The organism is Aeromonas sp. TS_SC_11 (assembly GCF_057318915.1).
In genome coordinates, this window is record NZ_CM170470.1 from 421,403 (window position 1) to 447,214 (window position 25,812).

The 25,812-nt window shown below is 61.0% G+C and carries 25 protein-coding genes; 11 read left to right on the forward strand and 14 right to left on the reverse strand.

Going from position 1 to position 25,812, the window contains the following annotated elements:
• Window positions 1–188: 188 nt before the first annotated feature.
• The 5 genes from AC1P02_RS01900 to AC1P02_RS01920 all read left to right on the forward strand — a co-directional run bounded on the left by AC1P02_RS01900 (window position 189) and on the right by AC1P02_RS01920 (window position 3,506).
• Window positions 189–1,451 carry an MgtC/SapB family protein gene (locus AC1P02_RS01900; RefSeq protein WP_485183818.1) on the forward strand — a complete coding sequence of 421 codons (1,263 nt, stop codon included), beginning with the start codon at window positions 189–191 and terminating at the stop codon, window positions 1,449–1,451.
• Window positions 1,452–1,530: 79 nt separating this feature from the next.
• Window positions 1,531–2,121 (forward strand): sugar O-acetyltransferase, encoded by a 591-nt coding sequence (locus AC1P02_RS01905; RefSeq protein ID WP_485183820.1) that lies wholly within the window; start codon window positions 1,531–1,533, stop codon window positions 2,119–2,121.
• On the forward strand, window positions 2,118–2,459 hold the full coding sequence (locus AC1P02_RS01910) for a DUF1294 domain-containing protein (RefSeq protein WP_005313737.1): 342 nt from the start codon (window positions 2,118–2,120) through the stop codon (window positions 2,457–2,459). Before AC1P02_RS01905 ends, AC1P02_RS01910 begins: the two co-directional genes overlap by 4 nt.
• Window positions 2,460–2,635: 176 nt before the next feature.
• Window positions 2,636–2,848, forward strand: coding sequence for a hypothetical protein (locus AC1P02_RS01915; RefSeq protein WP_058395380.1), 213 nt, complete (start codon window positions 2,636–2,638; stop codon window positions 2,846–2,848).
• A gap of 202 nt (window positions 2,849–3,050) precedes the next feature.
• The gene (locus AC1P02_RS01920) at window positions 3,051–3,506 is read left to right on the forward strand and encodes a hypothetical protein (protein WP_485183823.1); all 456 of its coding nucleotides are present in this window, start codon (window positions 3,051–3,053) and stop codon (window positions 3,504–3,506) included.
• Between the two features lie 73 nt (window positions 3,507–3,579).
• Here AC1P02_RS01920 and AC1P02_RS01925 read toward each other — a convergent pair whose 3' ends face one another.
• The 4 genes from AC1P02_RS01925 to AC1P02_RS01940 all read right to left on the reverse strand — a co-directional run bounded on the left by AC1P02_RS01925 (window position 3,580) and on the right by AC1P02_RS01940 (window position 5,698).
• The gene (locus AC1P02_RS01925; RefSeq protein ID WP_485183825.1) at window positions 3,580–4,215 is read right to left on the reverse strand and encodes an FMN-binding negative transcriptional regulator; all 636 of its coding nucleotides are present in this window, start codon (window positions 4,213–4,215) and stop codon (window positions 3,580–3,582) included.
• 252 nt (window positions 4,216–4,467) lie between these two features.
• Window positions 4,468–4,983 carry a DUF4865 family protein gene (locus tag AC1P02_RS01930; RefSeq protein WP_485183827.1) on the reverse strand — a complete coding sequence of 172 codons (516 nt, stop codon included), beginning with the start codon at window positions 4,981–4,983 and terminating at the stop codon, window positions 4,468–4,470.
• Window positions 4,984–4,988: 5 nt separating this feature from the next.
• Window positions 4,989–5,381, reverse strand: a complete 393-nt coding sequence (locus tag AC1P02_RS01935) for a tautomerase family protein (RefSeq protein ID WP_087756555.1) — start codon at window positions 5,379–5,381, stop codon at window positions 4,989–4,991.
• The gene (locus AC1P02_RS01940) at window positions 5,372–5,698 is read right to left on the reverse strand and encodes a carboxymuconolactone decarboxylase family protein (RefSeq protein WP_087756556.1); all 327 of its coding nucleotides are present in this window, start codon (window positions 5,696–5,698) and stop codon (window positions 5,372–5,374) included. The genes AC1P02_RS01935 and AC1P02_RS01940 overlap by 10 nt, the downstream gene beginning before the upstream one ends.
• A gap of 96 nt (window positions 5,699–5,794) precedes the next feature.
• Here AC1P02_RS01940 and AC1P02_RS01945 point away from each other — a divergent pair, with 96 nt between their 5' ends.
• Complete coding sequence (locus tag AC1P02_RS01945; RefSeq protein WP_087756557.1) at window positions 5,795–6,688, forward strand: LysR substrate-binding domain-containing protein; 894 nt, start codon at window positions 5,795–5,797, stop codon at window positions 6,686–6,688.
• A 126-nt stretch (window positions 6,689–6,814) separates the two neighbouring features.
• Here AC1P02_RS01945 and argH read toward each other — a convergent pair whose 3' ends face one another.
• The 5 genes from argH to argC form a co-directional block, all read right to left on the reverse strand.
• Window positions 6,815–8,200: an argininosuccinate lyase gene (gene argH / locus AC1P02_RS01950; protein WP_485183831.1), complete on the reverse strand. Its 1,386-nt coding sequence runs from the start codon at window positions 8,198–8,200 to the stop codon at window positions 6,815–6,817.
• 193 nt (window positions 8,201–8,393) lie between these two features.
• Window positions 8,394–9,629, reverse strand: coding sequence for an argininosuccinate synthase (locus tag AC1P02_RS01955; protein ID WP_005313759.1), 1,236 nt, complete (start codon window positions 9,627–9,629; stop codon window positions 8,394–8,396).
• 69 nt (window positions 9,630–9,698) lie between these two features.
• On the reverse strand, window positions 9,699–10,610 hold the full coding sequence (locus AC1P02_RS01960; protein ID WP_021139681.1) for an ornithine carbamoyltransferase: 912 nt from the start codon (window positions 10,608–10,610) through the stop codon (window positions 9,699–9,701).
• A gap of 25 nt (window positions 10,611–10,635) precedes the next feature.
• A complete protein-coding gene (gene argB / locus AC1P02_RS01965; protein WP_087756561.1) occupies window positions 10,636–11,415 on the reverse strand; it encodes an acetylglutamate kinase in 780 nt (259 codons plus the stop codon).
• Between the two features lie 16 nt (window positions 11,416–11,431).
• A complete protein-coding gene (gene argC / locus AC1P02_RS01970; protein ID WP_021139683.1) occupies window positions 11,432–12,439 on the reverse strand; it encodes an N-acetyl-gamma-glutamyl-phosphate reductase in 1,008 nt (335 codons plus the stop codon).
• A 278-nt stretch (window positions 12,440–12,717) separates the two neighbouring features.
• On the opposite strand from argC, the gene argE reads away from it, so the two are divergent.
• The 4 genes from argE to AC1P02_RS01990 all read left to right on the forward strand — a co-directional run bounded on the left by argE (window position 12,718) and on the right by AC1P02_RS01990 (window position 18,341).
• Window positions 12,718–13,863, forward strand: coding sequence for an acetylornithine deacetylase (argE, locus tag AC1P02_RS01975; protein WP_485183834.1), 1,146 nt, complete (start codon window positions 12,718–12,720; stop codon window positions 13,861–13,863).
• A 212-nt stretch (window positions 13,864–14,075) separates the two neighbouring features.
• Window positions 14,076–16,709, forward strand: coding sequence for a phosphoenolpyruvate carboxylase (gene ppc / locus AC1P02_RS01980; RefSeq protein WP_021139685.1), 2,634 nt, complete (start codon window positions 14,076–14,078; stop codon window positions 16,707–16,709).
• 173 nt (window positions 16,710–16,882) lie between these two features.
• The gene (locus AC1P02_RS01985; protein WP_005313778.1) at window positions 16,883–17,209 is read left to right on the forward strand and encodes an ArsR/SmtB family transcription factor; all 327 of its coding nucleotides are present in this window, start codon (window positions 16,883–16,885) and stop codon (window positions 17,207–17,209) included.
• A 46-nt stretch (window positions 17,210–17,255) separates the two neighbouring features.
• Window positions 17,256–18,341 carry a flavin-containing monooxygenase gene (locus tag AC1P02_RS01990; RefSeq protein ID WP_485183837.1) on the forward strand — a complete coding sequence of 362 codons (1,086 nt, stop codon included), beginning with the start codon at window positions 17,256–17,258 and terminating at the stop codon, window positions 18,339–18,341.
• A 189-nt stretch (window positions 18,342–18,530) separates the two neighbouring features.
• On the opposite strand, the gene arsC is transcribed toward AC1P02_RS01990, so the two are convergent.
• From arsC to AC1P02_RS02015, 5 genes are all read right to left on the reverse strand, one after another.
• On the reverse strand, window positions 18,531–18,962 hold the full coding sequence (gene arsC, locus AC1P02_RS01995; protein ID WP_485183839.1) for a glutaredoxin-dependent arsenate reductase: 432 nt from the start codon (window positions 18,960–18,962) through the stop codon (window positions 18,531–18,533).
• Between the two features lie 2 nt (window positions 18,963–18,964).
• Entirely contained in the window at window positions 18,965–20,035 is a 1,071-nt protein-coding gene (gene arsB / locus AC1P02_RS02000) for an ACR3 family arsenite efflux transporter (RefSeq protein ID WP_485183841.1), read from the reverse strand.
• A gap of 96 nt (window positions 20,036–20,131) precedes the next feature.
• The gene (gene arsA / locus AC1P02_RS02005) at window positions 20,132–21,937 is read right to left on the reverse strand and encodes an arsenical pump-driving ATPase (RefSeq protein ID WP_485183843.1); all 1,806 of its coding nucleotides are present in this window, start codon (window positions 21,935–21,937) and stop codon (window positions 20,132–20,134) included.
• A gap of 75 nt (window positions 21,938–22,012) precedes the next feature.
• Complete coding sequence (gene arsD / locus AC1P02_RS02010) at window positions 22,013–22,456, reverse strand: arsenite efflux transporter metallochaperone ArsD (RefSeq protein ID WP_485183844.1); 444 nt, start codon at window positions 22,454–22,456, stop codon at window positions 22,013–22,015.
• A gap of 4 nt (window positions 22,457–22,460) precedes the next feature.
• Entirely contained in the window at window positions 22,461–22,829 is a 369-nt protein-coding gene (locus AC1P02_RS02015; protein ID WP_021139691.1) for an ArsR/SmtB family transcription factor, read from the reverse strand.
• 366 nt (window positions 22,830–23,195) lie between these two features.
• Between AC1P02_RS02015 and mutS the strand changes: the two genes are divergently transcribed.
• On the forward strand, window positions 23,196–25,751 hold the full coding sequence (mutS, locus tag AC1P02_RS02020; RefSeq protein WP_485183846.1) for a DNA mismatch repair protein MutS: 2,556 nt from the start codon (window positions 23,196–23,198) through the stop codon (window positions 25,749–25,751).
• Window positions 25,752–25,812 lie beyond the last annotated feature (61 nt).

A 25,812-nucleotide genomic window follows, 5' to 3' on the forward strand; every position in this document is an offset into this window, starting at 1 on the left:
GGTTGAATGCAGCATGCCGCGGGCTTGTTATGCCGAGAACCAAGAAATAACGCTTTGCTTATCTCTTTTGCTCATATCAATCCGCAGCACGGCCCCATTCGCACACTCTGTGAGCCATGCCTCCCTGCCCCGATACAGCCTGTGCCATCATGGGTTAAAAGCAATCACACAGCGAAAAGGAAGTCGTTATGTGGATCAATGCAGACCCCGTCAATGGCGCCCTGGTGTCGCTGGCCATCGGCCTCATCATAGGGCTGGAGCGTGGCTGGCAGGTGCGCCAGCTGGGGGACAACCAGCGCATCGCCGGGATGCGAACCTATGGCCTCATCGGCCTGCTCGGCGGCGTCTGCGCTCTGCTGTTGCCGACCCTGGGCCACTGGCTGCCGCTGCTCGGTCTGCTGGCTGTGGTCATGGGCTGCGGCCTCTCGGTCTGGCTGGCCCAGCGCTGGCAGGGGGAGTTCGGCCTCACCAGCTCGGTGGCCATGCTGCTCACTTATCTGCTGGGGCTGATGTCCGTGCTGCTGAGCCCGAGCGAGGCGGTGGCCTGCGCCGTGCTGGCCGCTCTCTTGATGGGGCTCAAGGGCAAGATCCAGCAAGGGATGCTGTTTCTGAGCGAAACCGAATTTCACGCCACACTGCGCTTTCTGCTTATCTCCCTGGTGCTGCTGCCGGTGCTGCCCAACGAGGAGATGGGTCCCCTCGATGCCTTCAACCCCTTCAAGATCTGGCTAATGGTAGTGGTGATCGCCGGCATCTCGTTTTGTGGCCACTTCGCGGTGCGTCTGCTCGGCACCCGCGCCGGGCTGGTGCTCACCAGCATGCTGGCGGGGCTCGCATCCTCCACCGCCCTCACGCTGCAGTTTGCCCGCCTCAACAAGGAGCAGGGCGGGCTGGAACGGCTGCTGGCCACCGGCATACTGCTGGCGGGGGCCACCATGTGGGTGCGGCTGCTGGTGCTGGTATTGCTGATCCACAAGGAGCTGGCGATGCGCCTCGCCGCTCCCCTGCTGCTGCTGGCAGTCATTGTCTACGGCTTTGCATTCTGGTTCTGGCGCCAGCGGGAAGCGCTGACCGACGGGCCAGTGCAGCCCAGAACCAGCAATCCGCTGGATCTCGCCACCGCCATCAAGTTCGGCCTGCTGCTGGCGCTGATAGGTTTCATGGCAACACTGTTGCAAAGCCGGGTGGGTGACTCGGGTGTCTATCTGCTGGCACTGGTGTCGGGGATCACGGACGTGGACGCCATTACCCTGTCGCTCTCCCAGCTCTCCCACAAGGAGCTGGGGCTGGAGGTCGCGGCCCGGGGCATACTGCTGGCGGGGCTGGTCAACTCGCTAGTGAAAGGCGTGTTGGCACTGGGTATTGGCGGGCGCCGGCTGGGACTCATGGTGCTGCTGCCCTATCTGGTTTCTGCCCTGCTGATCCTGCCGCTCATCTGGCCAAGCGCCTGATCTTGCAGCAAGTGACAGCCTGACGCTGCAAGACGGGTGGCGTATACTGGCTCCTCTTGGCACATGAGGAGAGACGAGCATGGCAAGCGACTGGGACAAGATACTGGCGGGCGGCGCCCTGGATAGCCAGAGCGAGGAGATAGCGGATGACAGGATCCGGGGTCAGGCGCTGCTGGCACAACTCAATGCGTCACCCGCCGGGGATCACCCCCTGCGCCAGCGCCTGTGCGGCGAGCTGTTCGGTCACTGTCCCGCTTCCAGCTGGATAAGCACTCCTTTCACCTGTGAATTTGGCCGCAATATCCATATCGGCGAGCAGACCTTCTTCAACTTCAACGTCACCATTCTCGACGTGGGTGAAGTGCATATCGGCAACCATGTGCTGCTGGCCCCCAACGTGCAGATCTACACGGCCACCCACAGCATGGATTACCTGGCGCGCCGCAACTGGACCGCTTACAACAAGCCGGTACACATAGGCGATGACTGCTGGATCGGCGGCGGCGCCATCATCTGCCCCGGAGTCACCATAGGGGCGCGCTCCATCATAGGGGCTGGCGCCGTTGTGACTCGCGACATCCCCGCCGACTCGGTGGCCGTGGGCAACCCCGCTCGCGTGATCCGCAGTCTGAGCCCTGACGCCCCACGTGGCTGGGAGCTGGCACTGTGATCTGGCTCGCCCTGTTTCCCCTGCTCTGGACCGCCTGGCTTGGCCTGGTTGACGCCAACTGGTGGCCGCTCGCCATCGTCACCACCATGAGCCTGCTGACGGTACTGGCCTACGCCCACGACAAGCGGCAGGCCATTCGCGGCGGCTGGCGCATCCCCGAATCTCGCCTCCATCTGCTGGAGCTGTGCGGTGGCTGGCCCGGGGCGCTGGTCGCCCGTCACTGGCTGCGCCACAAGACCCAGAAGGGCAGCTACCGGCTGGTGTTCTGGTTTATCGTGCTGCTGCACCTCACACTGTGGGGACTCTGGCTCGGACGCCCCCTCTGGCAGGGGGTCTGAGGCGCCACTACCACAAACGTGGCCGGCATCAAGTTCCGGACAGGAACGAGGCCATCAATGGCATGATCCCGGGTATCTCCGGGCTCATGCTCACCACCTGAGCGGGCATTGCGGCCCCTCACCGGGTATGAGACAACAGAGCCATTTCTCGCGTATTTATCGACAAGGAGTCACTCATGACCATGTGGACTGGCATAGTCCTGATCGTCTTTATCAGCATGCTGTTCGGCTATCTCACCAAACGTGCCCGCTACCAGTTGGGAGATGCCCGCATCACTGACCGCCTCGGCAAGCAGGATGTGATCATCAACAAGTTGCAGGAGCGTATTGCCAACCTGGAAGCCATCGTCATCGAAGAGGAGAAACGTCGCCCCTTCAGGGAGCTCTGATCCGGCGACCTCGGCGGCAAACCGGCCAGCCTGGCGCTGCAAGGGTTTGCCGCTTCTCCCGCAATCCTTCTCCTCCCCCATATAGTCCCAAAAACTAAATTCACAGCAGGATCAGCACCCTGTCTTCGATTGCTGAATTTTTCGCCAAACTGGCTCAATCCCTGCTCTGTCATTGTCATCAGCCGTACCGGAGAGTGACATCATGATCAGCACCCTGCTTCCCATCGCCTCGATAGCCCTCAAGCTGGGCAGCTATCTGCTGAGCAGAAACGCCAAAGCCCAGCCCGAACCTGAGCCGGTACAGGAAGAACGCCTGCCCCCCACAGTCCAGAGCCTGTTCCAGCGGCTGGGGGTCAAGGATGCCGACAGCGAGCAGAACCGCCCCGCCATCAACCAGTTTATGAGCGAGCTGATGCAGACCCTGGGGCAGGAGAACAATGGCCAGTCCCTGCCCGAGGCCATAGACACAGCCCGCAACCAGCTCGCCAACGGCACCCAGAGCACCCGCTTGGATGCCCTGCAAAGCAGACTCGATACCCTCAAGGGCACACTGGGCAACAGCGATCTGAACCTGGATCAACTGCTAAGCGCCTTCAAGCAGACCCTGCCCAATGGCAAGGGCGAAGGGGTCGGCAAGCTGCTCAATGCCAGTGCCTGATTGAAAATAAACACATAAAAACGGCAACCTCGGGGGTTGCCGTTTTTGTCGGCCCGGATCGCAGGATGCAACGCTAGGGTAGTGAAGGAGGTGGACTCAGCATCGCCTCCGCTATCTCTACCTGCCCACGCGCTTGCAAGCTGTCTGCCGCGCCCTGACGATCCGCCTCTGCCTTGTTTTGACTCAGTTTGAACTTGCCGACCAGCTCGGTTATATCGATTTCGATACCAACAACAGCCTGCACCATAGCCTCAATATATTCCCTCGGCGCATCCGCCATCTTCCAGGGGGCAGACTCAGCGGCCTCATGAGTGCGGGTCAGGTTCGCCAGCAGCCGGCGCACGAAGCGCGCATCATCGTGGATACGAATTCGGCCGTGGGCGTGTACCACGCTGTAATTCCAGGTCGGCACCTGCTGGTGATGCACTTGCTTGCTCGGATACCTGCTGGGGGAGATATAGGCATCCGCAGCCTTGAAGATCACCAACACCTCGTCGCCATTGCTGGCCTCCTGCCAGAGCGGGTTGTTGCGGGCGACATGGGCGCGCAATACGCCCTGCTCCCCACTCCCGGCATCCAGCTCGAACGGCAGATGGTTCGCATCCAGCCCCCGCTCACCGTGGGTGATCAGGGCCCCCAGCGGATGGGCCAGGATCAGTTGATGCAGCGACGCGAGGTCGGGCGTTTCGAAATGGGATGGCAGATACATGCAGGCTCCTTTATCCGGGGTGGTGTGTCCGTACGCAATACCTCGAGATCATGCCCCGCTAGGCGAGCGCCGTCATCTCGAATCTGCCTGCCGATATCCTACGAGAACCTTGATCGTATGCGGCTGGCAACGACCATCAGGCGCCAAATACCAGCACTTCACTGCACACCAGATTTAACACCGTATGCTGGTGAAGCATCAGGTCAAATGACGAGTGAGGACATGGATCCCCCTCATGTTGTCGTTACCCACTCAGGCTGGAACTCCTTTGGCGAGATAACCAATGTGATAGACGTCGGCCTCTGGCGGCATCGTCGGCGGCAGCGACGGCAGGAAATCCACCTCCAGCCATTGCCAACGGGAAACATCCCATCCGCTCAGCATGGCCCCGGTGTGCAGCTCGGCCAGGCTGCAATGCGGCGCAATGCGGGTGCGCCGCAAGATGGCCACCCTGGCCTGGTCAAGCGCCTCCATCTGCGGGGCTGACAGCAGATGCCAGGTCTCGATATGGGGCCAGCCAAAGTGCCTTGTGAGCGCCGCGAAGCCCTCGCTGACCAAGAAACTGTGCATCGCCTCGACGCTTTGCCACACATAGAAGGGGGCATAGCGATTCTCCCGGCATGGCAGCGCGGCCTCGTCATGGCGGCCATAGAGATAGGCCTTGAACAGCAAGCCAGGGAAGCCGTCGAGTTTGGCGCCATTGCTGGCGATACGCTCTTCGATAAGCCCCATGTCGTAATCCGCTGGCAGGGTGAATCTGTAATGCATGGCGATCATAAGATCACCCCCTGCCGAAACATCAGACCCCGTCCGAAACTCCACTCCTCGCTGCCGTTCAGCTGAATGACCACCATGAGGTTGTCGGGGTGAATGTCCATGTCTGCGTGCAGACGCTCGGCAAGCCGCAGATAGAGCCGCTGCTTGACCTCAGTGCTGCGCGGCCTCCCCGCCAGGATCTGGAAGAGGATGAAGTCACCGTCCCGTTGGCCGGTCTGATAGTGGGGATGATAAACAAGCGCCTTGGCTGGCAAGGCCTCCAGGATCTGGAATTTGTCCTCCCGCGGTACATCAAACACCTCCACCAGGGTCTCATGATAGAGGTCGGAGAGCTGCTGCAGGCGCGCGTCACTCATCCCCTCGCGCAGCGTGATACGGGTCAGCGGCATGGGTGCGGCTCCTCACGGCTGGGCAGGTAGCTCACGGCGGTGACCGCCGCAGGCAATCCGGCGTAGAAAGCGAGATGGGTGAACAGCTCCTCCAGCTGCTCCCGTGTCAGGCCGTTTTGCTGGGCAAACGCTATGTGCCACGGCAGCTGTTGCACCCGGCCCAGCGACGCCAGTACGGCCAGGGTGATCAGGCTGCGTTCGCGCGCAGACAAGGCGGGCCGCTGCCAGATATCGCAAAACAGCGTCTCTTCCGCCAGCTGGGACAGTCTCGGCGCTGCCAGCGCCAGGTCGTCACGATCAAGAACAGGATGGGTCATGGCAATCTCCTTGGTTGGTGAAGCCACTCTCTATCACTGCTACAATTTTAAAAATCAAAACGTTCAAGACAAACAATCCCGATTATCAGGACTATCATGCAACCCCTTCCCCTGAACCTGGATCTCGATGCTCTGCGCAGCTATGTCCTTGGGCTGGACTGTGGCAGCTTTGCGCTGGCGGCGCAGCGGCTGTGCCGTTCCACCTCGGCGGTCAGCGCACAGTTGAAAAAACTCGAACAGCAATGCGGTACCGCACTGGTCATGAAGAGGGGCCGCCACCTGGTCCCGACGGCCAGTGGCGAACGACTGCTGGGATATGCCAAACGGCTGCTTGAGCTCAACGACGAAGCCGTGCTTGCCCTGAAAGGGGAACTGCTGCAAGGGGAGATCAGGCTGGGGGTTCAGGAAGATTTTGGTGAATCCCTACTGCCCGCCGTGCTGGGCCCCCTCTGTCGTCAGCACCCCGCGCTTCGCATGACGACGCGCATCGATCGCAATGCACAGCTGATGAAAGGGATCAGGGAGGGAACCCTCGACATGGCCTTGGCCTGGCAGCACCCGGAAGAGAGGATGGACGCCCATCTCATCGACTTGGTGTCACTCCAGTGGATTGCTCACCCGAACTGGGAGCCAGCCCCCCTGCTGGCACGCGGAGAGCCCTTGCCCCTGGTGCTCTTCGATGCCCCCTGCCTGATGCGTTCACGGGCCATCAAGGCTCTGGAGGACGCAGGTATCCCATGGCGCATCGCCTTCACCAGCCAGAGTCTGGGCGGGATCTGGGCGGCCTTGCAGGCAGGGCTCGGGATCACAGTGCGCTCTGCCATCGGCATGCCGGCCTCTCTCTCCCGGTTGGCCGATGTGCTGCCGTCGCCGGGCACGCTGGGGGTCGTACTGCTGGGAGCAGGCAATGGATCCGGTGAGGCCGAACGCCAGTTGCAAAGCCTGCTCACCCAGGCGGTGCAGCGGGCCCATGCCACGCACCAGAGCTGAGGATACGGTCTCTTTTTCCTGGCATCTGGGCAGGCAATCTCCCTCCCCTTCATCATCAGGCAAACAAAAAAACGGCAACCTCGGGTTGCCGTTCTGCTTTCTTCTTCGAATGACAAGCCGGTGGGGTTAACCTGCCCGCTTGGCCAGCCACTGTTCGGCGGCTGTGAGCGCCGCATCCACCAGCTCGCGGGCGACGCCGCCTTTGGCGACCCGCTTGGCCAGCGTCGCTTCCAGCTCCAGGTTGGGATAAACATCCTCGCCGATGACGGGACTGAAGCGCTGGAACTCGGGCAGCGAGAGATCTTCCAGCGGCTTCTTCACCTCAAGCGCATAGACCACTGTCTCGCCGACGATATGGTGCGCCTCACGGAAAGGAATGCCCTTGGCCACCAGATAGTCCGCCAGCTCGGTGGCGTTGGCGTAGCCGCCCTGGGCCGCCGCCTTGGTGCGCTCGACGTTCACCTTCAGGTCGATCAGCACCAACGCAGCCATGTCGAGGCAGTCGTGCCAGGTGTCGAGGGCATCGAACAGCCCTTCCTTGTCTTCCTGCATGTCCTTGTTGTAGGCCAGCGGCAGCGCCTTCAGGTTCATCAGCATGCCCATCTGGGCGCCAACTACCCGCCCTGTCTTGCCACGAATGAGCTCGAGCGCATCCGGGTTCTTCTTCTGCGGCATCAGGGAGGAACCCGAGGTGACCGCATCGGAGAGCTCGACAAAGCCCGCCTCGCCCGTGTTGTAGAAGATAAGGTCTTCGGCAAAGCGCGACAGGTGGGTCATGGAGAGGGACGCCACGTGCATCAGCTCCACCACGTGATCCCTGTCCGATACCGAATCCAGGCTGTTGCGGGTCGCGCCGCTAAAGCCCATGTCCAGCGCCAGTGCTTCACGGTCGATGGCATAGGCGGTACCCGCCAGGGCGCCGCAGCCGAGCGGGCTGGTATCGAGGCGCTTCAGGGCATCCTGCAGACGGGAATAGTCCCGCTCCAGCATCTCCACATAGGCCAGCGCCCAGTGGGCGAAGGTGACGGGCTGGGCGCGCTGCAAGTGGGTGTAGCCCGGCAGCACGGCAGCCTGATTGGCACGGGCAGAGGCGACCAACCCGGATTGCAGGGCACTGATGGAACCGAGCAGCAACTCCCCTTGCGCCTTGCACCAGAGTTTCAGGTCGGTGGCGACCTGATCGTTGCGCGAGCGGCCGGTGTGCAGCTTCTTCCCAAGATCGCCGACGGCGGCAATGAGCTGACTTTCGACCCAGGAGTGAATGTCTTCGGCATCGGAATTGAGGATCTGGTGGGGATCCTGCTGCACCGAGGCGAGCAGCACTTCCATCGCCTGTTGCAGCTTTCCTTGCTCGTCGGCGGTCAATACGCCCACTTTCACCAGCGCCTTGGCCCAGGCCATGGAGCCCTGGATATCCTGCTCCGCCAGCCGGTAATCGAACCGCAGCGAATCGTTGAACTGCTTGAACCTGCTATCGGCTCCCTGACTGAAGCGTCCACCCCAAAGTGCCATACTGCTCTCCTTGAATGCGTTGTCGGCGGCGTCTTGCGCCGTCGAGCTTGAAATCGTGCCCTGTTTTTCTGCGAGCCTGTTATCTCACAGAAGCGGCCGAGGCGCTGCCGCTCTGCTCACACCCCGCCATATGGGAGGGCTGATAAAAGAGGGGGCCATGCCCCCTCACCTGTATCAGCAGATTGGCGTCAGCTTAGCCGTGGGTGTGGTCACCGCCGATCGCCTGATGCTGCTCCTTCATGGCGCGGATCCGGCTGGCCAGGGTGTAGAGACGGATAAAGCCTTCTGCATGGCTCTGGTCATACACTTCATCGGCACCGAAGGTGGCGAAGTCTTCGGAGTAGAGGCTGTTCGGCGACTTCTTCTGCACCGCAGTGACCTGACCCTTGTACATCTTCAGAATGACTTCACCGTCGAGATCCTCGGCGATGGCATTGGCGGAGGCGACAATGGCCTTGCACAGCGGAGTGAACCAGCGACCGTCATAGACCAGATGAGAGAACTCGGCACCCAGCTTTTCCCGCCAGGCGCGGGTCGGTCTGTCCAGTACCAGCTCTTCCACCGCGCGCAGTGCCGCCACCATGACGGTGCCGCCCGGAGTTTCGTAGCAGCCACGGGACTTCATGCCCACCATGCGGTTTTCGGTGATGTCGATCCGGCCCACGCCGTGCTTGCCGGCACGCTCGTTCAGGGTGGTCAGGATCTGGTGCGGGCTCAGCGGCTGGTCGTCCACGGCAACCACTTCGCCTTTGGCGACGGTCAGCTTGACGTATTCCGGCTCGTTCGGTGCCTGCTCGGCAGAGACGGTCCACTGCCAGACCGCTTCGGACGGCTCGTTCCAGGTGCTTTCCAGCTCGCCACCCTCGGTGGAGATGTGCCAGGCGTTGGCATCACGGCTGTAAATCTTCTTCAGGGTCGCCTTGCAGGGAATGTCGCGGGCTTCCAGATAGGCCAGCAGATCTTCCCGGGAGCGCATGTCCCACAACCGCCAGGGGGCGATCACTTTCAACTGGGGTGCCAGGGCAGCCACGGCACCTTCAAAACGCACCTGATCGTTGCCCTTGCCGGTACAACCGTGGGAGATGGCATCGGCGCCTTCCGCCAGCGCTGCTTCCACCATCGCCTTGGCAATGATGGGACGGGCCATCGAGGTGCCCAGCAGGTAGGTGCCTTCATAGACGGCGCCGGTTTTCAGGGTCGGATAGACGTACTCTTTGACGAACTCTTCCCGCAGATCCTTGACGATGCATTTGACCGCGCCGGACGCGATGGCCTTCTGCTCGATCCCTTCCAGATCGTCACGCTCCTGACCCACGTCGGCGACGAAGGCGATGATTTCGGCATCGTAGTGCTCTTTGAGCCAGGGAATGATGGCCGAGGTATCCAGTCCGCCCGAGTAAGCCAGTACGATCTTGTTGATTCCGCTCATTTTACTTCTCTCCATGATGATTCGATAAGGTGTTGTAATTCAGGGTCGGTGGTCGCGTTGCTTATTCCGCTACTTGTTGCCAAGCAGGGTCAGCAGCACGGCGTTCTGGATATGCATCCGGTTCTCTGCCTCATCCATGATGAGGGAAGCAGGCCCGTCCATGACGTCGGAAGTGATCTCCAGCTCCCGGTGCGCCGGCTGGCAATGCAGCACGTGCTGGATGCCGGTGCGCTCAAGCAGGGCCTGGTTGATCTGATAAGGCATGAAGATATCTTTTACCTGCTCCATTGGTGTGTTGTCACCCATGGAGACCCAGGTATCGGTATAAACCACGTCAAACCCTTCAATGTCGCCCACGTCATCGCTGATGTGAATGGTGGCGCCGGAATCGGCCGCCAGCGCCTGGGCCTGCAGGAAGATCTGGGTATCCGGGCCATAGCCTTTCGGGCAGATCAGGGTCACGTCTGTACCCAGGGTCGCCCCCAGCAGCAGCAGAGAGTGGCTGACGTTGTTGCCATCGCCGAGGTAGGCAAGCTTCACCTTCGACAGATCGTCGTAATGCTCGGCAATGGTCATAAAGTCGGCCAGCCCCTGACAGGGGTGGTAAAGATTACACAGGCTGTTGACCACGGGCACAGAGCCGTAGGCTTGCAGGTCAACCAGGGTCTGGTGATCGAATACCCGCGCCACGATGGCGTCACACCAGCGCGACAGGTTGGCGGCGAAATCCTTCACCGATTCCCGCTTGCCCAGGGCGCCGTTCTGTTGATCCAGATAGACGCTGTGGCCGCCCAGTTTGGCGATGCCGATGTCGAAGGTCACCCGGGTGCGCAAAGAGGGCTTCTCGAACAGGGTAACCACGCTCTTGCCCGCCAGCGCCTGGCTGTACTTTTTCGGGTCGGCCTTGACCGCTTTCCCCAGCGCTATCAGCGCCTCGATCTGAGCCTTGCTCAGATCGCTATCTTTCAGAAGATGTTGCATCGGAGGTTCCTTTTTCCAGCCAGGGTTAGAGGGTGACTTGGGTGCCGACGGCACCGCCAGCCAGCAGCTTGAGCAGTTGATCCGGGTAACGCCAGCTGGCGACACAGACCGGCTTGCCGAGGGTCTCGGCGGCGTGCAAGGCGGCTTTCACCTTGACCGCCATGCCATCGCTGATCACGCCCTTCTCCATCAGATCCAGTGCGGTTGCCTTGTTCAGCTGCGGCACCAGCTTGCCCTTGCCATCCAGGATGCCGCTCACGTCCGACAGCATCACCAGATCGGCGCCGAGCGCCTCGGCGATGGCGGTGGCAGCCTGATCCGCGTTGACGTTCATCAGCTGGCCGTCGGCCGTGATGCCGATGGAGCTCACCACGGGCAGGAAGCCCTGCCCCAGAATACCGGTCACCAGCGCCGGGTTGCCCGGCTGGCAATCACCGACCGCACCGAGATCCGGATCGAGCTGGGTCACCTGGCACAGACCGCCATCGGCGAGGCAGAGCCCCACGGCCGGAATGCCGGTGGCGATGGCCTTGGCCATCATCTGCTTGTTGGCCGTCCCGGCCAGCGCCCCCGCAATGAAGGGGATCTGTTCGAACGGGGTGACCCGCAGGCCGTTCTTCTTGGTGGAACTCAGGCCCAATCCCTTGAGCAGGTCATCCACCAGACAGCCGCCACCGTGCACCAGCACCAGAGGTCTGTGTTGCTCATCCAGAAACGTTTTGAGGGTGGCGAACAGGGCGGTCAGCGCCTCGTCGTTCTCGATCAGGGCGCCACCCAACTTGATAACCAGTGTCTGCTTGTCCATATCTCTCAATCCTTTCTTAAATCAGGCCGGTGGCCGGGTCAAAACCGAATTTAATATTTATGCATTGCATTGCCTGGGAGGCAGCGCCCTTGAGCAAGTTGTCGATGGCAGAGACCACCACCAGCATATTGCCCTGCTGCTGCCAGGCGATATCGCAGTAGGGAGTGCTTGCCACGCCACGGATGGAGGGCATCTGGCCGGTGAGGCGCACCAGGGGTTTTCCTTCGTAGGCCTTGAGGAAGGCCTGATCCACCTGGGTCGGCGTCACGCCATCTGCCAGCTGCACATAAATGGTGGCCAGAATGCCGCGCACATAGTTGCCAAGGTGGGGCTGGAACAACACCTCCTTGCCCAGGTGGTGGCTGATCTCTGGCTGATGCCTGTGGTTGAAGGTGCCGTAGGGACTCAGGCTCACTTCGCAAAAACTGGTATTGATGGCCGCCTTGCGACCGGCCCCGGAGACGCCGGATACCGCATTGATGATGGGCTGCCATCCCTCGGCAATCAGACCGGCCTGTTGCAGCGGTTTGAGGGCGCACAGAGAAGCAGTCGGGTAGCAACCTGGCACAGCAATCAGCTGGGCGGCGGCAATGGCATCGCTGTTCCATTCCGCCAGACCGTAGGCGGCCTGCTCCAGCAACTGCTCGTTCTCGTGGGTGAAGCCGTAGAAGGAGGAGTAGAATTGCTGGTCCTTGACCCGGAAGGCGCCGGAGAGATCGAACACCGGCAGCCCCTTGGCCAGGAACTTGGGTGCGAGCTCGGCACTCACCTCATGGGCGGTCGCCAGCAACACCAGGTCGGCCTGGGTCAGGATCCGGGTCATGCCATCTTCATCCAGCGGCAGCAGCGGCTGATCCAGCGCGCCGACCCACTGGGGATGCAGAGAAGAGAAGCGCTTGTGGGCATCCTGGCTGCCGGCGGAAACATAGAGACCGAACAGCTTGAGTTGAGGATGGTTCTGGACCAGTGCGGCCAGTTCGGCTCCCGCGTAGCCACTGGCACCGACGATAACGGTGTTAAGCATTTTTGAGTATTCCAAGTCAGAGTTCGAAATTCACAGCATGGCGCTGCAGACAGTGCAAGGGGTGAGGAACCGCCCCTTCAATGCAACGAGTGCGGAGGGGCAATTCAGGCGGGGTTGTGTCGTCGGTTATAGATCAGGTGACAGAACATTAACTTTCCCTTACAACTAGAAGCCTTGTTGATGAGCCACGAATTCAGGCAAACTCACAGAATATTCATGCACTCACTTTGCATTTGTATTTTCTAACAGAAACGTTCCGGGGACGCAAGGAGCAGCTGATGGCCAATCTGGATTTTTTTGCACTTTATAAGAATATTATTGCGATTCCCTCTATTAGCAGCACAGATCCGCACTGGGATCAGAGCAACGAGGCGGTGATCCGGCTGCTGGCCGACTGGTTCGGCCAACTCGGCTTTCAGTGTGAAGTGACGGCGCTGCCGGAGCTGCCCGGCAAGTTCAATCTGGTAGCCACCATAGGCCAGGGAGAAGGCGGTCTGCTGCTGGCGGGCCACACGGACACAGTGCCGTTCGACGAAGGGGGCTGGAGCAAGGATCCCTTCAAGGTGACCGAAGAGGGCAACCGCCTGTACGGCCTCGGCACCATCGACATGAAGGGATTCTTCGCCTTCATAGTGGAAGCGCTCAAAGAGATCGACCTCACCAAACTCACCAAGCCGCTGCGCATTCTGGCCACCGCCGATGAGGAAACCACAATGGCGGGTGCACGCGCCATCGCCGCCGCGGCCGAGATCAAACCCGACTATGCGGTGATCGGCGAACCGACCGGGCTGGTGCCCGTGGTGGCCCACAAGGGCCACATGTCGGAAGCGATCCGCATTACCGGCAAGAGCGGTCACAGCTCGGATCCCGCCAACGGCGTCAATGCGCTGGAGATCATGCATCAGGCCATGGGGCGGGTGCTGCGCCTGCAACTGCGTCTGGAAGAGACCTATGCCGACTACCGGTTCGCGGTGCCGCAACCCACGCTGAATCTGGGATACATACATGGGGGAGACAGCCCGAACCGCATCTGCGGCTGCTGCGAGCTGCACATCGACATGCGTCCCACCCCGCAAGTGGGGCCGGACGAGCTAATGGGCATGCTCAAAGAGGCGCTCGCGCCCATAGAGGTTCACCAGCCGGGCTGCCTGCACTTGCAGCACCTGCACGAGCCCATCCCTGCCTATGCCTGCGCGGACGACTCAGTGCTGGTGCGCGAGGCGGAGCAGGCGAGCAGACACAAGGCGGAATCGGTGAACTACTGCACCGAAGCGCCCTTTATCCAGCAGTTAGGATGCCAGACAATTGTGATGGGCCCTGGTCACATAGCCCAGGCCCACCAGCCGGACGAATACCTGGATCTGTCGTTCGTCAAACCCACCACGGCAGTGCTGCAACACCTGATCCGCCGGTTCTGCCTGTAAGCCATAGGGTATGTAAGTAAGTTACTGACAGTCTGCCCGGGACAGGTGAAGGAAATACATGTTCTGAATCGGCCTGTTATTTGACCTTGCGCAGACAATCTGGGTAGATTGTCACCCTAAGATGACGGAGCATATGTTGTAATCACACAACAATAAGTGAGGCTGTCTCTCACCTCGGATGGAGAGAGACACCAACCAGATAAGGATGTGGAATGAACGAAAAGTACGCCGCTCTACGCGCCAACGTAGGCATGCTGGGTCAACTGCTGGGCAAGTCCATCAAGGATCATCAGGGACAAGCCTTCCTCGACAAGATCGAAACCATTCGCCAGTTGGCCAAGTCCTCCCGCAAAGGCAATGAGGCAGACCGGGAACGTCTGCTCGAAACCCTGCGCACCCTGAGCGATGACGAGCTGTTGCCGGTGGCCCGCGCCTTCAGCCAGTTCCTCAACCTGGCCAACGTGGCCGAACAGTTCCACACCATCTCCCGCCGCTGCGAAGAGCAGGTCTGCACGCCGGATCCGCTGGAGCAGATGTTCGCCAAACTCAAGGCATCCAACCTGTCGCAGGAGGCCATCATCCAGGCCGTGCGCGAGCTGGATATCGATCTGGTGCTGACCGCTCACCCGACCGAGGTGACCCGTCGAACCCTGATCCACAAGCACGTCCAGCTCAACGACTGCCTGGAAGCGCTGGAACTCTCCGATCTGCTGCCCCGCGAGCGGGACAAGATCCTCAATCGCATCGAACAGCTGGTCAATCAGGCCTGGCACACCAACGAGATCCGCGAGCAGCGCCCGACCCCGGTGGACGAAGCCAAGTGGGGCTTTGCCGTGGTGGAAAACAGCCTCTGGCCGGCCATTCCCGAATTCATGCGCAACCTGGACGAGCGTCTGCAACAGCACCTGGGTGTACGGCTGCCGCTGGATGCCGCGCCGGTCAAGTTCACCTCCTGGATGGGCGGTGACCGCGACGGCAACCCCTTCGTCACGGCTAAGGTGACCGCAGAGGTACTGGAACTGGGCCGCTGGATGGCGGTGAGCCTCTTCTACAAGGACATCAAGGAGCTCACCTCCGAGCTCTCCATGTCCGACTGCACCGACGCCGTACGCGAGCGGGTGGGCGATCACCCCGAGCCCTATCGCGCCCTGGTGCGCGAGTTGCGTGAAGCGCTGCGCGAGACCCAGGAATACCTCACCGCCAAGGTGCAGGGTCAAGTGAGCGAGAGCCGCGACCTGATCACCACCACAGCCCAGCTGCGCGAGCCGCTGGAGCTCTGCTACCACTCAATGCACGCCTGCGGCATGGGCAACATCGCCGATGGCATGCTGCTGGACGTGCTGCGCAAGCTGGCCTGTTTCGGCATCCATCTGGTCAAGCTGGACATACGTCAGGATGGCGAGCGCCACGGTCAGGTCTTCTCCGAGCTGACCCGTTATCTGGGCATGGGCGACTACGCAGAGTGGAGCGAAGACGACAAGCAGGCCTTCCTGCTCAATGAGCTCAACTCCCGCCGCCCCCTGATCCCGACCGACTGGGAGCCGAGCGACGAGACCCGCGAGACCATAGACACCTGCCGGGTGATCGCCCAACACGACCCGGATGCGTTCGGCATCTACATCATCTCCATGGCGGGCGCCCCGTCCGATGTACTGGCGGTGCAGCTGCTGCTCAAAGAAGCCGGTTGCAAGTTCCGCATGCCGGTCGCCCCCCTGTTCGAAACCCAGGAAGACCTGATGGCAGGCACCGCCGTGATGGAGCGCCTGTTGTCGGTGGACTGGTATCGCGGTTACATCCAGGGTCGCCAGTACGTGATGATCGGCTACTCTGATTCCGCCAAGGATGCGGGAATGATGGCCGCAGGCTGGGCCCAGTACGCTGCCATGGAATCTCTGGTGGCACTGGCCGAAGCCAGCAATCTGCGCCTGACCCTGTTCCATGGCCGTGGCGGTACCGTCGGCCGTGGCGGCGCCCCCGCCCATCAGGCGATCCTGTCCCAACCGCCAGGATCCCTGCGCGGTGGGCTGCGAGTGACCGAACAGGGCGAGATGATCCGCTTCAAGTTCGGTCTGCCGAAAGTCGCCATTCACAGCCTGAACCTCTACACCAGCGCCGTGCTGGAAGGGAACCTGCTGCCGCCGCCCAAGCCCAAAGAGAGCTGGCGCGCCGTGATGGAGCAACTTGCCACCGTCTCCTGCGATCACTACCGCAGCATAGTGCGCGGCCACCCGGACTTCGTGCCCTACTTCCGCGCCGCCACCCCAGAAATGGAACTTGGCAAGCTGCCGCTCGGCTCACGCCCGGCCAAGCGCAAGCCCAACGGCGGCGTCGAGAGTCTGCGCGCCATCCCCTGGATCTTCGCCTGGACCCAGAACCGGCTGATGTTGCCGGCATGGCTTGGCGCCCACAAGGGGCTGGAGCATGCCATCACGGACGGTCAGAAGAGCGTGCTGGAAGAGATGAGTCGCCAGTGGCCCTTCTTCCGCACCCGCCTCGAGATGCTGGAGATGGTGTTCCTCAAGGCCGACCTCTGGCTCGCCGAGTACTACGACACCCGTCTGGTACCGCAAGAGCTGTGGAATCTGGGCAAGCAGTTGCGCCAGGAGCTTGCCGACGCCATCCAGATCGTGCTGCAGCTGCGCCCGCAGGGAGACCTGCTGGACGACCAGCCCTGGATCAAGGAGTCCATCAATCTGCGCAACCCCTACACGGATCCCCTCAACGTGCTGCAGGTCGAACTGCTGGGCCGCTCGCGCAACCACACCGAGACCCTGCATCCCGAGCTGGATCAGGCGCTGATGGTCACCATAGCCGGTATTGCCGCAGGCATGCGCAACACGGGTTGATCAGGTTTTCATAAAACCCGCAAAAGGGCGCCATCATTGGCGCCCTTTTTTATTTATACGACCCGGCGCCACGATCAAAACGGCGGGTGTCCCAACATCCCTGTATTGCCAAATGGCTGATCACTGCGCATCAGCGCTTTACATGTGTATGGATGCGCACATATAGTCACGACATGAATACAACACTGACCCAAACCCAAGCCATTGATGCCGCCATTGCATCCCTTGATGGTGCCTTCTTCAAAGCACTGTGCGAGCCACCACGGGTCGCCGTGCTGAAGCGCGTCATGCAATTGGGCCGAGCGGATATCACGGAAATTGCCGCTGAGTTGCCCCAGGAGCGTTCGGTTGTTTCCCGTCATCTTCAGGTGCTGCTGGAAGCCGGGATAGTTCGCGCCTCCAAGGTTGGGCGCCAGGTGTTCTACGAAGTGGATGGCCCGGCCATTATCCAGCGCCTGGAGGCCATACTCCACCACACCAGGATGTGCTGCCGAGGCTGATCGGATTGATTTTTCTTCGCCCAAAAACGTGTATGGATGCGCACATATGAACTCGATGGATCAGCGATTGGATGTGGTTGTCATAGGCGCAGGTCAGGCCGGATTGGCCTGTGGCTGGCACTTGAAACAGCAGGGGCTCAGCTTCGTGATACTTGACGCGCAAGCACGGCCCGGCGGGAACTGGCGCAACTACTACGATAGCCTTGAGCTGTTCTCGCCAGCTGCCTACTCCTCCCTCCCCGGTATGCCATTCCCCGGCGCACCTGGCCACTATCCCGGACGTGATGAGGTGGTGCGTTACCTTGAGCAGTATGCCGACCTCTTCCAGCTACCTGTTCGCCAGGGAGTTCAGGTCACCCAGGTCGCGCGAGCAGATGCGGGCTTCCAGATAACTGCCGCCAACGGTCAACGCTTGCTGGCAAGCGCCGTGATAGTGGCATCGGGGGCCTTTAGCCGCCCCTACCTGCCCGACATTCCTGGACTGGAAAGTTTCAGGGGCGCTCGGCTGCACAGTGCCGACTATCGACATGCGGCGCCTTTTCGCGGGCAAAGCGTCGTCGTCATTGGCGCGGCGAACTCCGCCGTCCAGATCGCTTACGATCTCGCCAGCGTGGCCACTGTGACACTGGCCACCCGAGAAGCAATCCGGTTCGCCCCCCAGCGTATATTGGGGGCAGATTTTCATAGCTGGTTGAAATGGACAGGCCTGGAGAAAACCCGCTGGCTGAACGACCAGAGCACACCGGTACTGGATGACGGCACCTACAGAAAGGCGCTGAAAACCGGTTATTTCAAGCAGCGCCCCATGTTCACCCAGGTAACGTCAACCGGCATTGTCTGGCCGAATGGCCAGCATGAAGTCGTTGACAGTCTGGTATTTGCCACAGGTTTTCGCCCCAACCTGCCATTTCTCGAGGGCCTGCCCGTGATGAACGAACGAGGTCAGGTGATGCAACGCGACGGATACGCCATGCATGTCCCCGGCTTGTACTTTGTCGGCCTGCCCAAGCAACGCAATTTTGCCTCGGCAACCCTCAGAGGCGTCGGGCCAGATGCCGGACACCTGCTCCCGCACCTGCTTCGCTACCTGAACCAACCGGAGATGGATCGCACATCCGTCTATCCAGAGTGAGCTGGTCGAGTGCTGGCATTCTCGATGACGCAAAACGTTCCCTGCTGGCGCATAGCCCGCAAGCAAGTCTCTTGCAGCAGCACATAGGTATCTACAAGGCTGCCCGATTGCCTGAGCAGCCAACCGTAGAGCTTATGTTCGTGTGGCTGCCATGCCGTCATCAGACAGAGGGCACACCGCTCGTGCGTGTCACTTGATGCGGTTTCCCGCCGCATCCACCACCTGTTCCCCATCTTCCTTGGTGAAGGCGCCTTGCTGGGGGCTCGGCAAAATATCCAGCACAACTTCTGATGGGCGGCACAGCTTGGTGCCAAGCGGGGTCACCACTATGGGGCGGTTGATCAGGATGGGATGGGCCAGCATGGCGTCAAGCAAGTCGTCATCGCTGAAGCGGTTTTCGGCCAGTTCCAGCGCCTCATAAGGAGGGACGTTCTTGCGCAGCAGGTCGCGCACCGGCATCCCCATGGCCCCAATCAGCGCAACCAGCGTCTCGCGGCTCGGCGGTGTCTCCAGGTAGTGAACGACGGTCGGTTCAACCCCTGAGTTGCGAATAAGTTCCAGCGTATTGCGGGAGGTGCCGCAAGCCGGGTTGTGGTAAATGGTGATCTGGGTGTCATGCATGATTAAGCCTCTGCGTTGGGATAGTTGCGTTTCATTCTAAGAGCCACATTGACCAGAGCGATCAAGACAGGCACCTCCACCAGAGGGCCTATCACACCGGCAAACGCCTGATCTGAATTCAGGCCGAACACGGCGATAGAAACCGCAATGGCCAGCTCGAAGTTGTTGCCGGTGGCAGTGAAGGCAATGGAAGCATTCTTGTCATAGGGAATACCCAGCTTCTTGCCGACCAGGAAACTGGTGAAGAACATCAGCACAAAGTAGACCACCAGCGGGATGGCAACGCGTACCACATCCATCGGCAGCTCGACGATCATCTCGCCCTTGAGGCTGAACATCAGCACTATGGTGGCCAGCAAGGCGATCAGTGTGATGGGCGAGATAGCCGGGATAAAGCGCTCGGTATACCACTTCTCCCCCTTGGCCTTGACCAGGTATTTACGGCTCATGAAGCCCGCCAGGAAGGGAATACCCAGATAGATCAGCACGCTTTGCGCGATATCCAGCATGGTGATGTCCACCGCGAAGCCCTGCAAACCAAACAGCGGGGGCAGCACTGTAATAAACAACCAGGCCATAAAGCTGTAGGTAAGGATCTGAAAACCGCTGTTGAGCGCCACCAGACCCGCACCGTACTCCTTGTTGCCGCCGCCCAGATCGTTCCACACCAGCACCATGGCGATGCAGCGTGCCAGACCGATCAGGATCAGGCCCACCATGTAGTCCGGGTAGTCATGCAAGAATGTCAGGGCGATCACGAACATCAGGGTGGGGCCGACCAGCCAGTTCATCACCAGTGAGAGGGTAATTGCCTGACGGTCGCGGGTCATGGCGCCCATGGTGCCGTAATTCACCTTGGCCAGCGGCGGATACATCATCAGGATAAGGCCGATGGCCAGCGGGATATTGGTGGTGCCGACCGACATGGCCTCGTTCCACTGAGCCACCTGGGGGAACAGATAGCCAATCCCCACCCCCATGCCCATGGCGACAAAGATCCAGAGGGTGAGATTGCGGTCGAGAAAGCTCATTTTTTTGCTGACGGGCAGATCGCAGCAATCGTTGGTACTCATCAAAAGACTCCAAAAGTATTGAATGGGATGAAAGGCTCAACACGAACAGAGGCCGCGGTTGATGGTGCCTTCCATGGAATATGGTGGGGCGCTATCTCACGCCTCCTGATGGATCGGGTGACATAACCCTTGCAATGCAGCCACTCCCACCGGCTCGACGGCCTGCAAGGGCACCACCGCATAACGTTTCGCATGGCGCTCTTTGACTGCGGCGATATGGGGCTGCTGGCAACCGGCGCGCTGGGCCAGCAGCGGGGATCGCACAGTGGCCGGAGAGAGCAGGTGATTCACCACCCAGGCCCAGGGCTCGATACCGGCACGGCGCAGATCCGCTTGCAAGTTGGCCGCCTCCTGCACCGGAGTCGGCTCTGGCAGGGTGACGATCATCACCTTGGTCTGCTTCGGGTCTTGCAACTGCATCATGGGGGTAGTGAAGTGCAGGCCTTTGTTGCCCATCTGGCGGGCAATCTCCCTGTGATAGGCGCCGGTCGCATCGAGCAGCAACAGGGTATGGCCGGTCGGCGCTGTGTCCATCACCACGAAGCGCTTGCCAGCCTCGCGAATGATCCGCGAGAAGGCCTGAAACACGGCGATCTCTTCGGTGCAGGGGGAACGCAGGTCCTCTTCCAACAGGGCGCGGCCCTGTTCATCGAGACTCGCCCCCTTGGTGGTCAGCACCTGGGCACGGTAACGCTCGGTCTCGGCGTGGGGATCGATGCGGCTCACCTCCAGACTGGGCAAGGCCCCGGCCAGGGTCTCCCCCAGATGGGCAGCGGGATCTGAGGTAGTGAGATGAACCGGTAGCCCGCGACTGGCGAGCTCCACCGCCACAGCCGCTGCCAGAGTCGTTTTCCCCACACCGCCCTTGCCCATCAGCATGATGAGCCCATGGCCATCACTGGCCAGTTCATCGACCAGTTGCTGCAACCCCGGGTGCTGCGGGGGCGGCTCGGCGATGGTGCGCTCGACCGCATCAGCACCATCAACGCCAGCGGCAGACACTGCGCCCAGTAACTGACGCAGGCTCTCTACCCCCACCAGATTGGTCGCCAGCAGCGGTATTCTCTCTTGTGGCAAGCGTGCCAGCAGCGCGGGCATCTGTGCCAGCGCCTGCTGCTCCCGTTGCCAGACGGCAGTTGCCAGGGGGTCATCCGACAGCTCGCTTTGGGGGAAGATGCCATTGATCACCAACTGCTGATTGGCAAGGCCTATGGTCGCCAGTTCATCATGGGTGCGCGCCACTTCCCGCAAGGTAGAGGCTTGCGCCCGAGCCACCAGAACAAGCCGGGTTTTCCCGGCATCTGAGAGGGCTGCAACGGCCTCTGCGTATTGGCTTCGCTGTTTTTCCAGTCCAGCCAATGGCCCCAGACAGGAAGCATCGCCCTTGCCCTGCTCCAGAAACTCGCTCCATGCCCCCGGCAATTGCAACAGACGGATAGTGTGGCCGGTCGGTGCCGTATCGAACACGATGTGGTCGTATTCCCCCACCAGGCTGCTGTCGGTCAGCAGGGCGGTGAATTCGTCAAAGGCCGCGATCTCTGTGGTGCAGGCACCGGAGAGTTGTTCTTCAATGCTGCGTACCACGCTGTCGGGCAATTTGCCACGCACCGGGCCGACGATCCGTTCCCGATAGGCTTGCGCGGCCGCTTGCGGGTCTATCTCCAGTGCTGATAACCCATCGACTTGCGGGATCCTGGTGATCTGGTTACCTATCTGGGTGTCGAACACCTGGCCTACGTTTGACGCCGGATCCGTGCTGACCAGCAGCACCCGTTTACCGCTGTCACACAAGGCGACCGCGCTGGCACAGGCCAGCGAGGTTTTACCCACCCCACCCTTGCCGGTAAAAAAGAGAAACGGCGGTGCATCAGTCAGAAACGAATAGCTCAGAAACGAGGACATAAGAGACTCCTATCAGGCAGAACAAGGCAATCAACCCCGCAGGCGGCAGGGATGCGGCCAACTAAAGGGTCACGATTAGCAGCAACCGCTGCTGCCGGAGCAGCATCCACCCTTGACGATCCCTTTGATGGCGCCCGCTTTGCCCGGCCCGGCTGCTGGCGGATTGGCTTCAGCATCATGGATGTCTGTACCACCGCTTTCAGCCGCGTTCAGTGGCGCAAGACCGGCATAACGGGTCAACTCTGCACGGCTGGGGTAACGGCCTGTCAGCACCACCTGACCCTCTACCAGCACCAGTGGCAAGCCTTCCTCCCCCGCGTGGACAAGAAAGGCACTCACCGCCGCTGTCTCGGCAAACACCATGGGTTGCTGGGCCAGATTGAATCGCTCTATGGCAACCCCCTGCCCCTTGGCCCAGGCGAGGTCGGCGGCGAAGCTCACCAGGCGCTGTTCAACCTCGGTTCCGCACACACCGCTGGCACAGCACAGTGCCGGATCGAAAATCTGGATAACTGACATGGTATTACTCCTTATTGCAGCAAGATTGCTCGGGCAATACATGGGGCGAGCAGCCGGATTCGGCCCGCATCACGCCACAGGCTTCGGGGTGACCGGCACAGCACTCCTCGGTGAGATAACCGATCAAATCGAGCATCAGGGGGATATTGGCGCGATAGCGCAGAAAACGCCCCTCCTGCTCCACCGATACCAGTCCGGCGTGAAGCAGGGCCTTCAAGTGAAACGAGAGGCTGTTCGGTGCAATGTCGAGCTCGCCAGCGAGCTCACCGGCCACCCTCCCTTCCAACCCGGCCTTGACCAGCAAGCGCCATACATCGAGACGGATACCGGATGCGAGAGACTCGAACACCCTGGTGGCCACATCTTTGTGCATTTGAAATCCCTCAACCCATGGAATGGATTCAACTATACAAGAATAGTTGAAATGATCAATATGCCTGCACTATCTCTGCACTCTGTTTTTGGCATTTTCCCTGTTGCGGGTAGTCCGGATGATTTTGTGAATGCATGGCCTTTGTTGCCGCGGCAGGGATGATAAGATTGGCACCAACTCGTGGCCCTGGTTGTGGTGTGACGCTTTGCCACCCGGGCTGACGCGCACCGGACCCAATGTACCCCCGGATGATCGCCTCATCGAGCCTCTCATTCCAGACGCTCATCCGTGGAAAAACAGCACATCACAGACCCGATGCCAGATGACAACACAGCTCAAAAACAACGACTTAATGGTGGATGCACATTGATTAACCTAGAAAACATCCAGCAGCACACCCCCATGATGCAGCAATACCTTGGCCTCAAGGCCGAGAACCCCGAGATACTGCTGTTCTACCGGATGGGTGACTTCTACGAACTCTTCTACGACGATGCCCGCAAGGCCTCCCAGCTGCTCGATATCTCCCTGACCAAGCGCGGCCAGTCGGCGGGCAACCCCATTCCGATGGCGGGGGTGCCCTATCACGCCATCGAAGGCTACCTGGCCAAGCTGATACAGCTCGGCGAATCTGCCGCCATCTGCGAGCAGGTGGGGGATCCCGCCACCAGCAAGGGGCCGGTGGAGCGCAAGGTCATTCGCATCATCACCCCGGGGACCGTCTCCGACGAGGCGCTGCTCTCGGAGCGACAGGACAACCTGATCGCCGCCGTCTATCACGATGGCCGCCGCTTCGGCTACGGCACCATGGACATAGGCTCGGGCCGCTTCTTCATCAACCAGTTCGACAAGGAAGAGACGCTGCTGGCGGAGCTGCAACGCACCAACCCGGCCGAGCTGCTCTATCCCGAATCCTTCGCGTTTTTGCAGCACGTCGAGGGCCGCCGCGGCCTGCGCCGCCGTCCCGAATGGGAGTTTGAACTGGGCACAGCCCGCAAGCTGCTGTGCCAGCAGTTCGGCACTCAGGATCTGGTGGGCTTTGGGGTCGACAAGAGCGAGACAGCCCTGTGCGCCGCCGGCTGCCTGATGCAGTATGTGAAAGATACACAGCGCACCGCCCTGCCCCACATCCGCAGCGTGCGCCTCGAGCAGCCGGACCATGCGGTCATCATGGATGCCGCCACCCGCCGCAACCTGGAGCTGACCCAGAATCTGGCGGGCGGCTATGAAAATACCTTGGCCGAAGTGCTGGATCGCACCGCCACCCCCATGGGCAGCCGTTTGCTCAAGCGCTGGATCCACCAGCCAATCCGCGATCGGGTGATCCTGAAAGGTCGCCAGAGCACCATCAAGGAGCTGATCGAGCAGAACCTCTATGACGAGCTGGGCGCCCTGCTGTGCCAGGTCGGCGACGTGGAACGGGTATTGGCTCGCCTCGCCTTGCGCTCTGCCCGCCCCCGCGACCTCACTCGCTTGCGTCAGGCGTTTGCCCAGTTGCCAGAGTTGCAGCGCCTGCTGGCGGACAACCGGCACGAAGCGGTACAGCAACTGGCCGAGCGGGCCAGCACCTTCCCCGAATTGCTGAGCCTGCTGGAGCGCGCAGTGATGGAGGTACCGCCCGTGTTGATCCGCGATGGGGGCGTCATCCGTGACGGCTTCAATCAGGAGCTGGACGAGCTGCGGGATCTGGCCAACGGCGCCACCGCCAGTCTGGCCCGCATCGAGGAGCGCGAGAAGGCGCTGACCGGCATCAACACCCTCAAGGTGGGCTACAACAGGGTGCACGGCTTCTATATCGAGGTGAGCCGCGCCAACAGCCATCTGGTACCGGCCCACTACATCCGCCGTCAGACCCTCAAGAACAACGAACGCTACATCATTGACGAGCTCAAAAAATACGAGGACAAGGTGCTCACCGCCCAGGCTCAGGCGTTGGCATTGGAGAAACGGCTCTACGAAGAGCTGCTCGACACCCTGCTGCCCCACCTCGGCGATCTGCAGGAGTCGGCGTCCGCGCTGGCGGAGCTGGATGTGCTGGCCAACTTGGCCGAGCGGGCCGAGACCCTGAACTACCGCTGCCCCACCCTGATCGACGAGGATCAGATCCTGATCGAGGCGGGCCGTCATCCGGTGGTGGAGCAGGTGATGAGCGATCCCTTTATCGCCAACCCGATCCGGCTGGAGCGGGAGCGGCGGATGCTGATCATCACGGGCCCCAACATGGGCGGTAAATCGACCTATATGCGCCAGACCGCGCTGATCGTGCTGCTGGCCCACATCGGCGCCTTCGTGCCCGCCGACAGCGCCCGCATCGGCCCCATCGACCGCATCTTCACCCGTATCGGGGCGTCGGACGATCTGGCATCGGGAAGATCAACCTTTATGGTGGAGATGACCGAGACCGCCAACATCCTCAACAACGCCACCGCCCGCAGTCTGGTGCTGATGGACGAAATTGGCCGCGGCACCAGCACCTACGATGGGCTCTCCCTGGCGTGGGCTTGCGCCGAGCAGCTGGCGAGCAAGATTGGCGCCTATACCCTGTTCGCCACCCACTACTTCGAGCTGACCCGGCTGCCGGAGCTGATGGAGGGGCTGGCCAACGTCCATCTGGATGCGGTGGAGCACGGCGACACCATCGCCTTTATGCACGCGGTGCAGGAAGGCGCGGCCAGCCGCTCTTACGGCCTGCAAGTGGCGGCGCTGGCGGGGGTGCCGAAGTCGGTGATCAATCAGGCTCGCCACAAGCTGGCGGAGCTCGAAAGCGCCACGCCCCTGGCCACAGGGGAAGCTCGCCCTGCCCCCATACCGCTGCTGCCCCAATCCCACCCTGTAGTGGATGAGCTGGAAGCGGTACGGCCGGACGAGCTCACTCCTCGTCAGGCGCTGGATCTCGTCTATCGCCTCAAGCAGATGCTCTAACCGCCAGCCGACTACAGCAGCATACAAAAGGGGAACCTCACGGTTCCCCTTTTACTTTGCA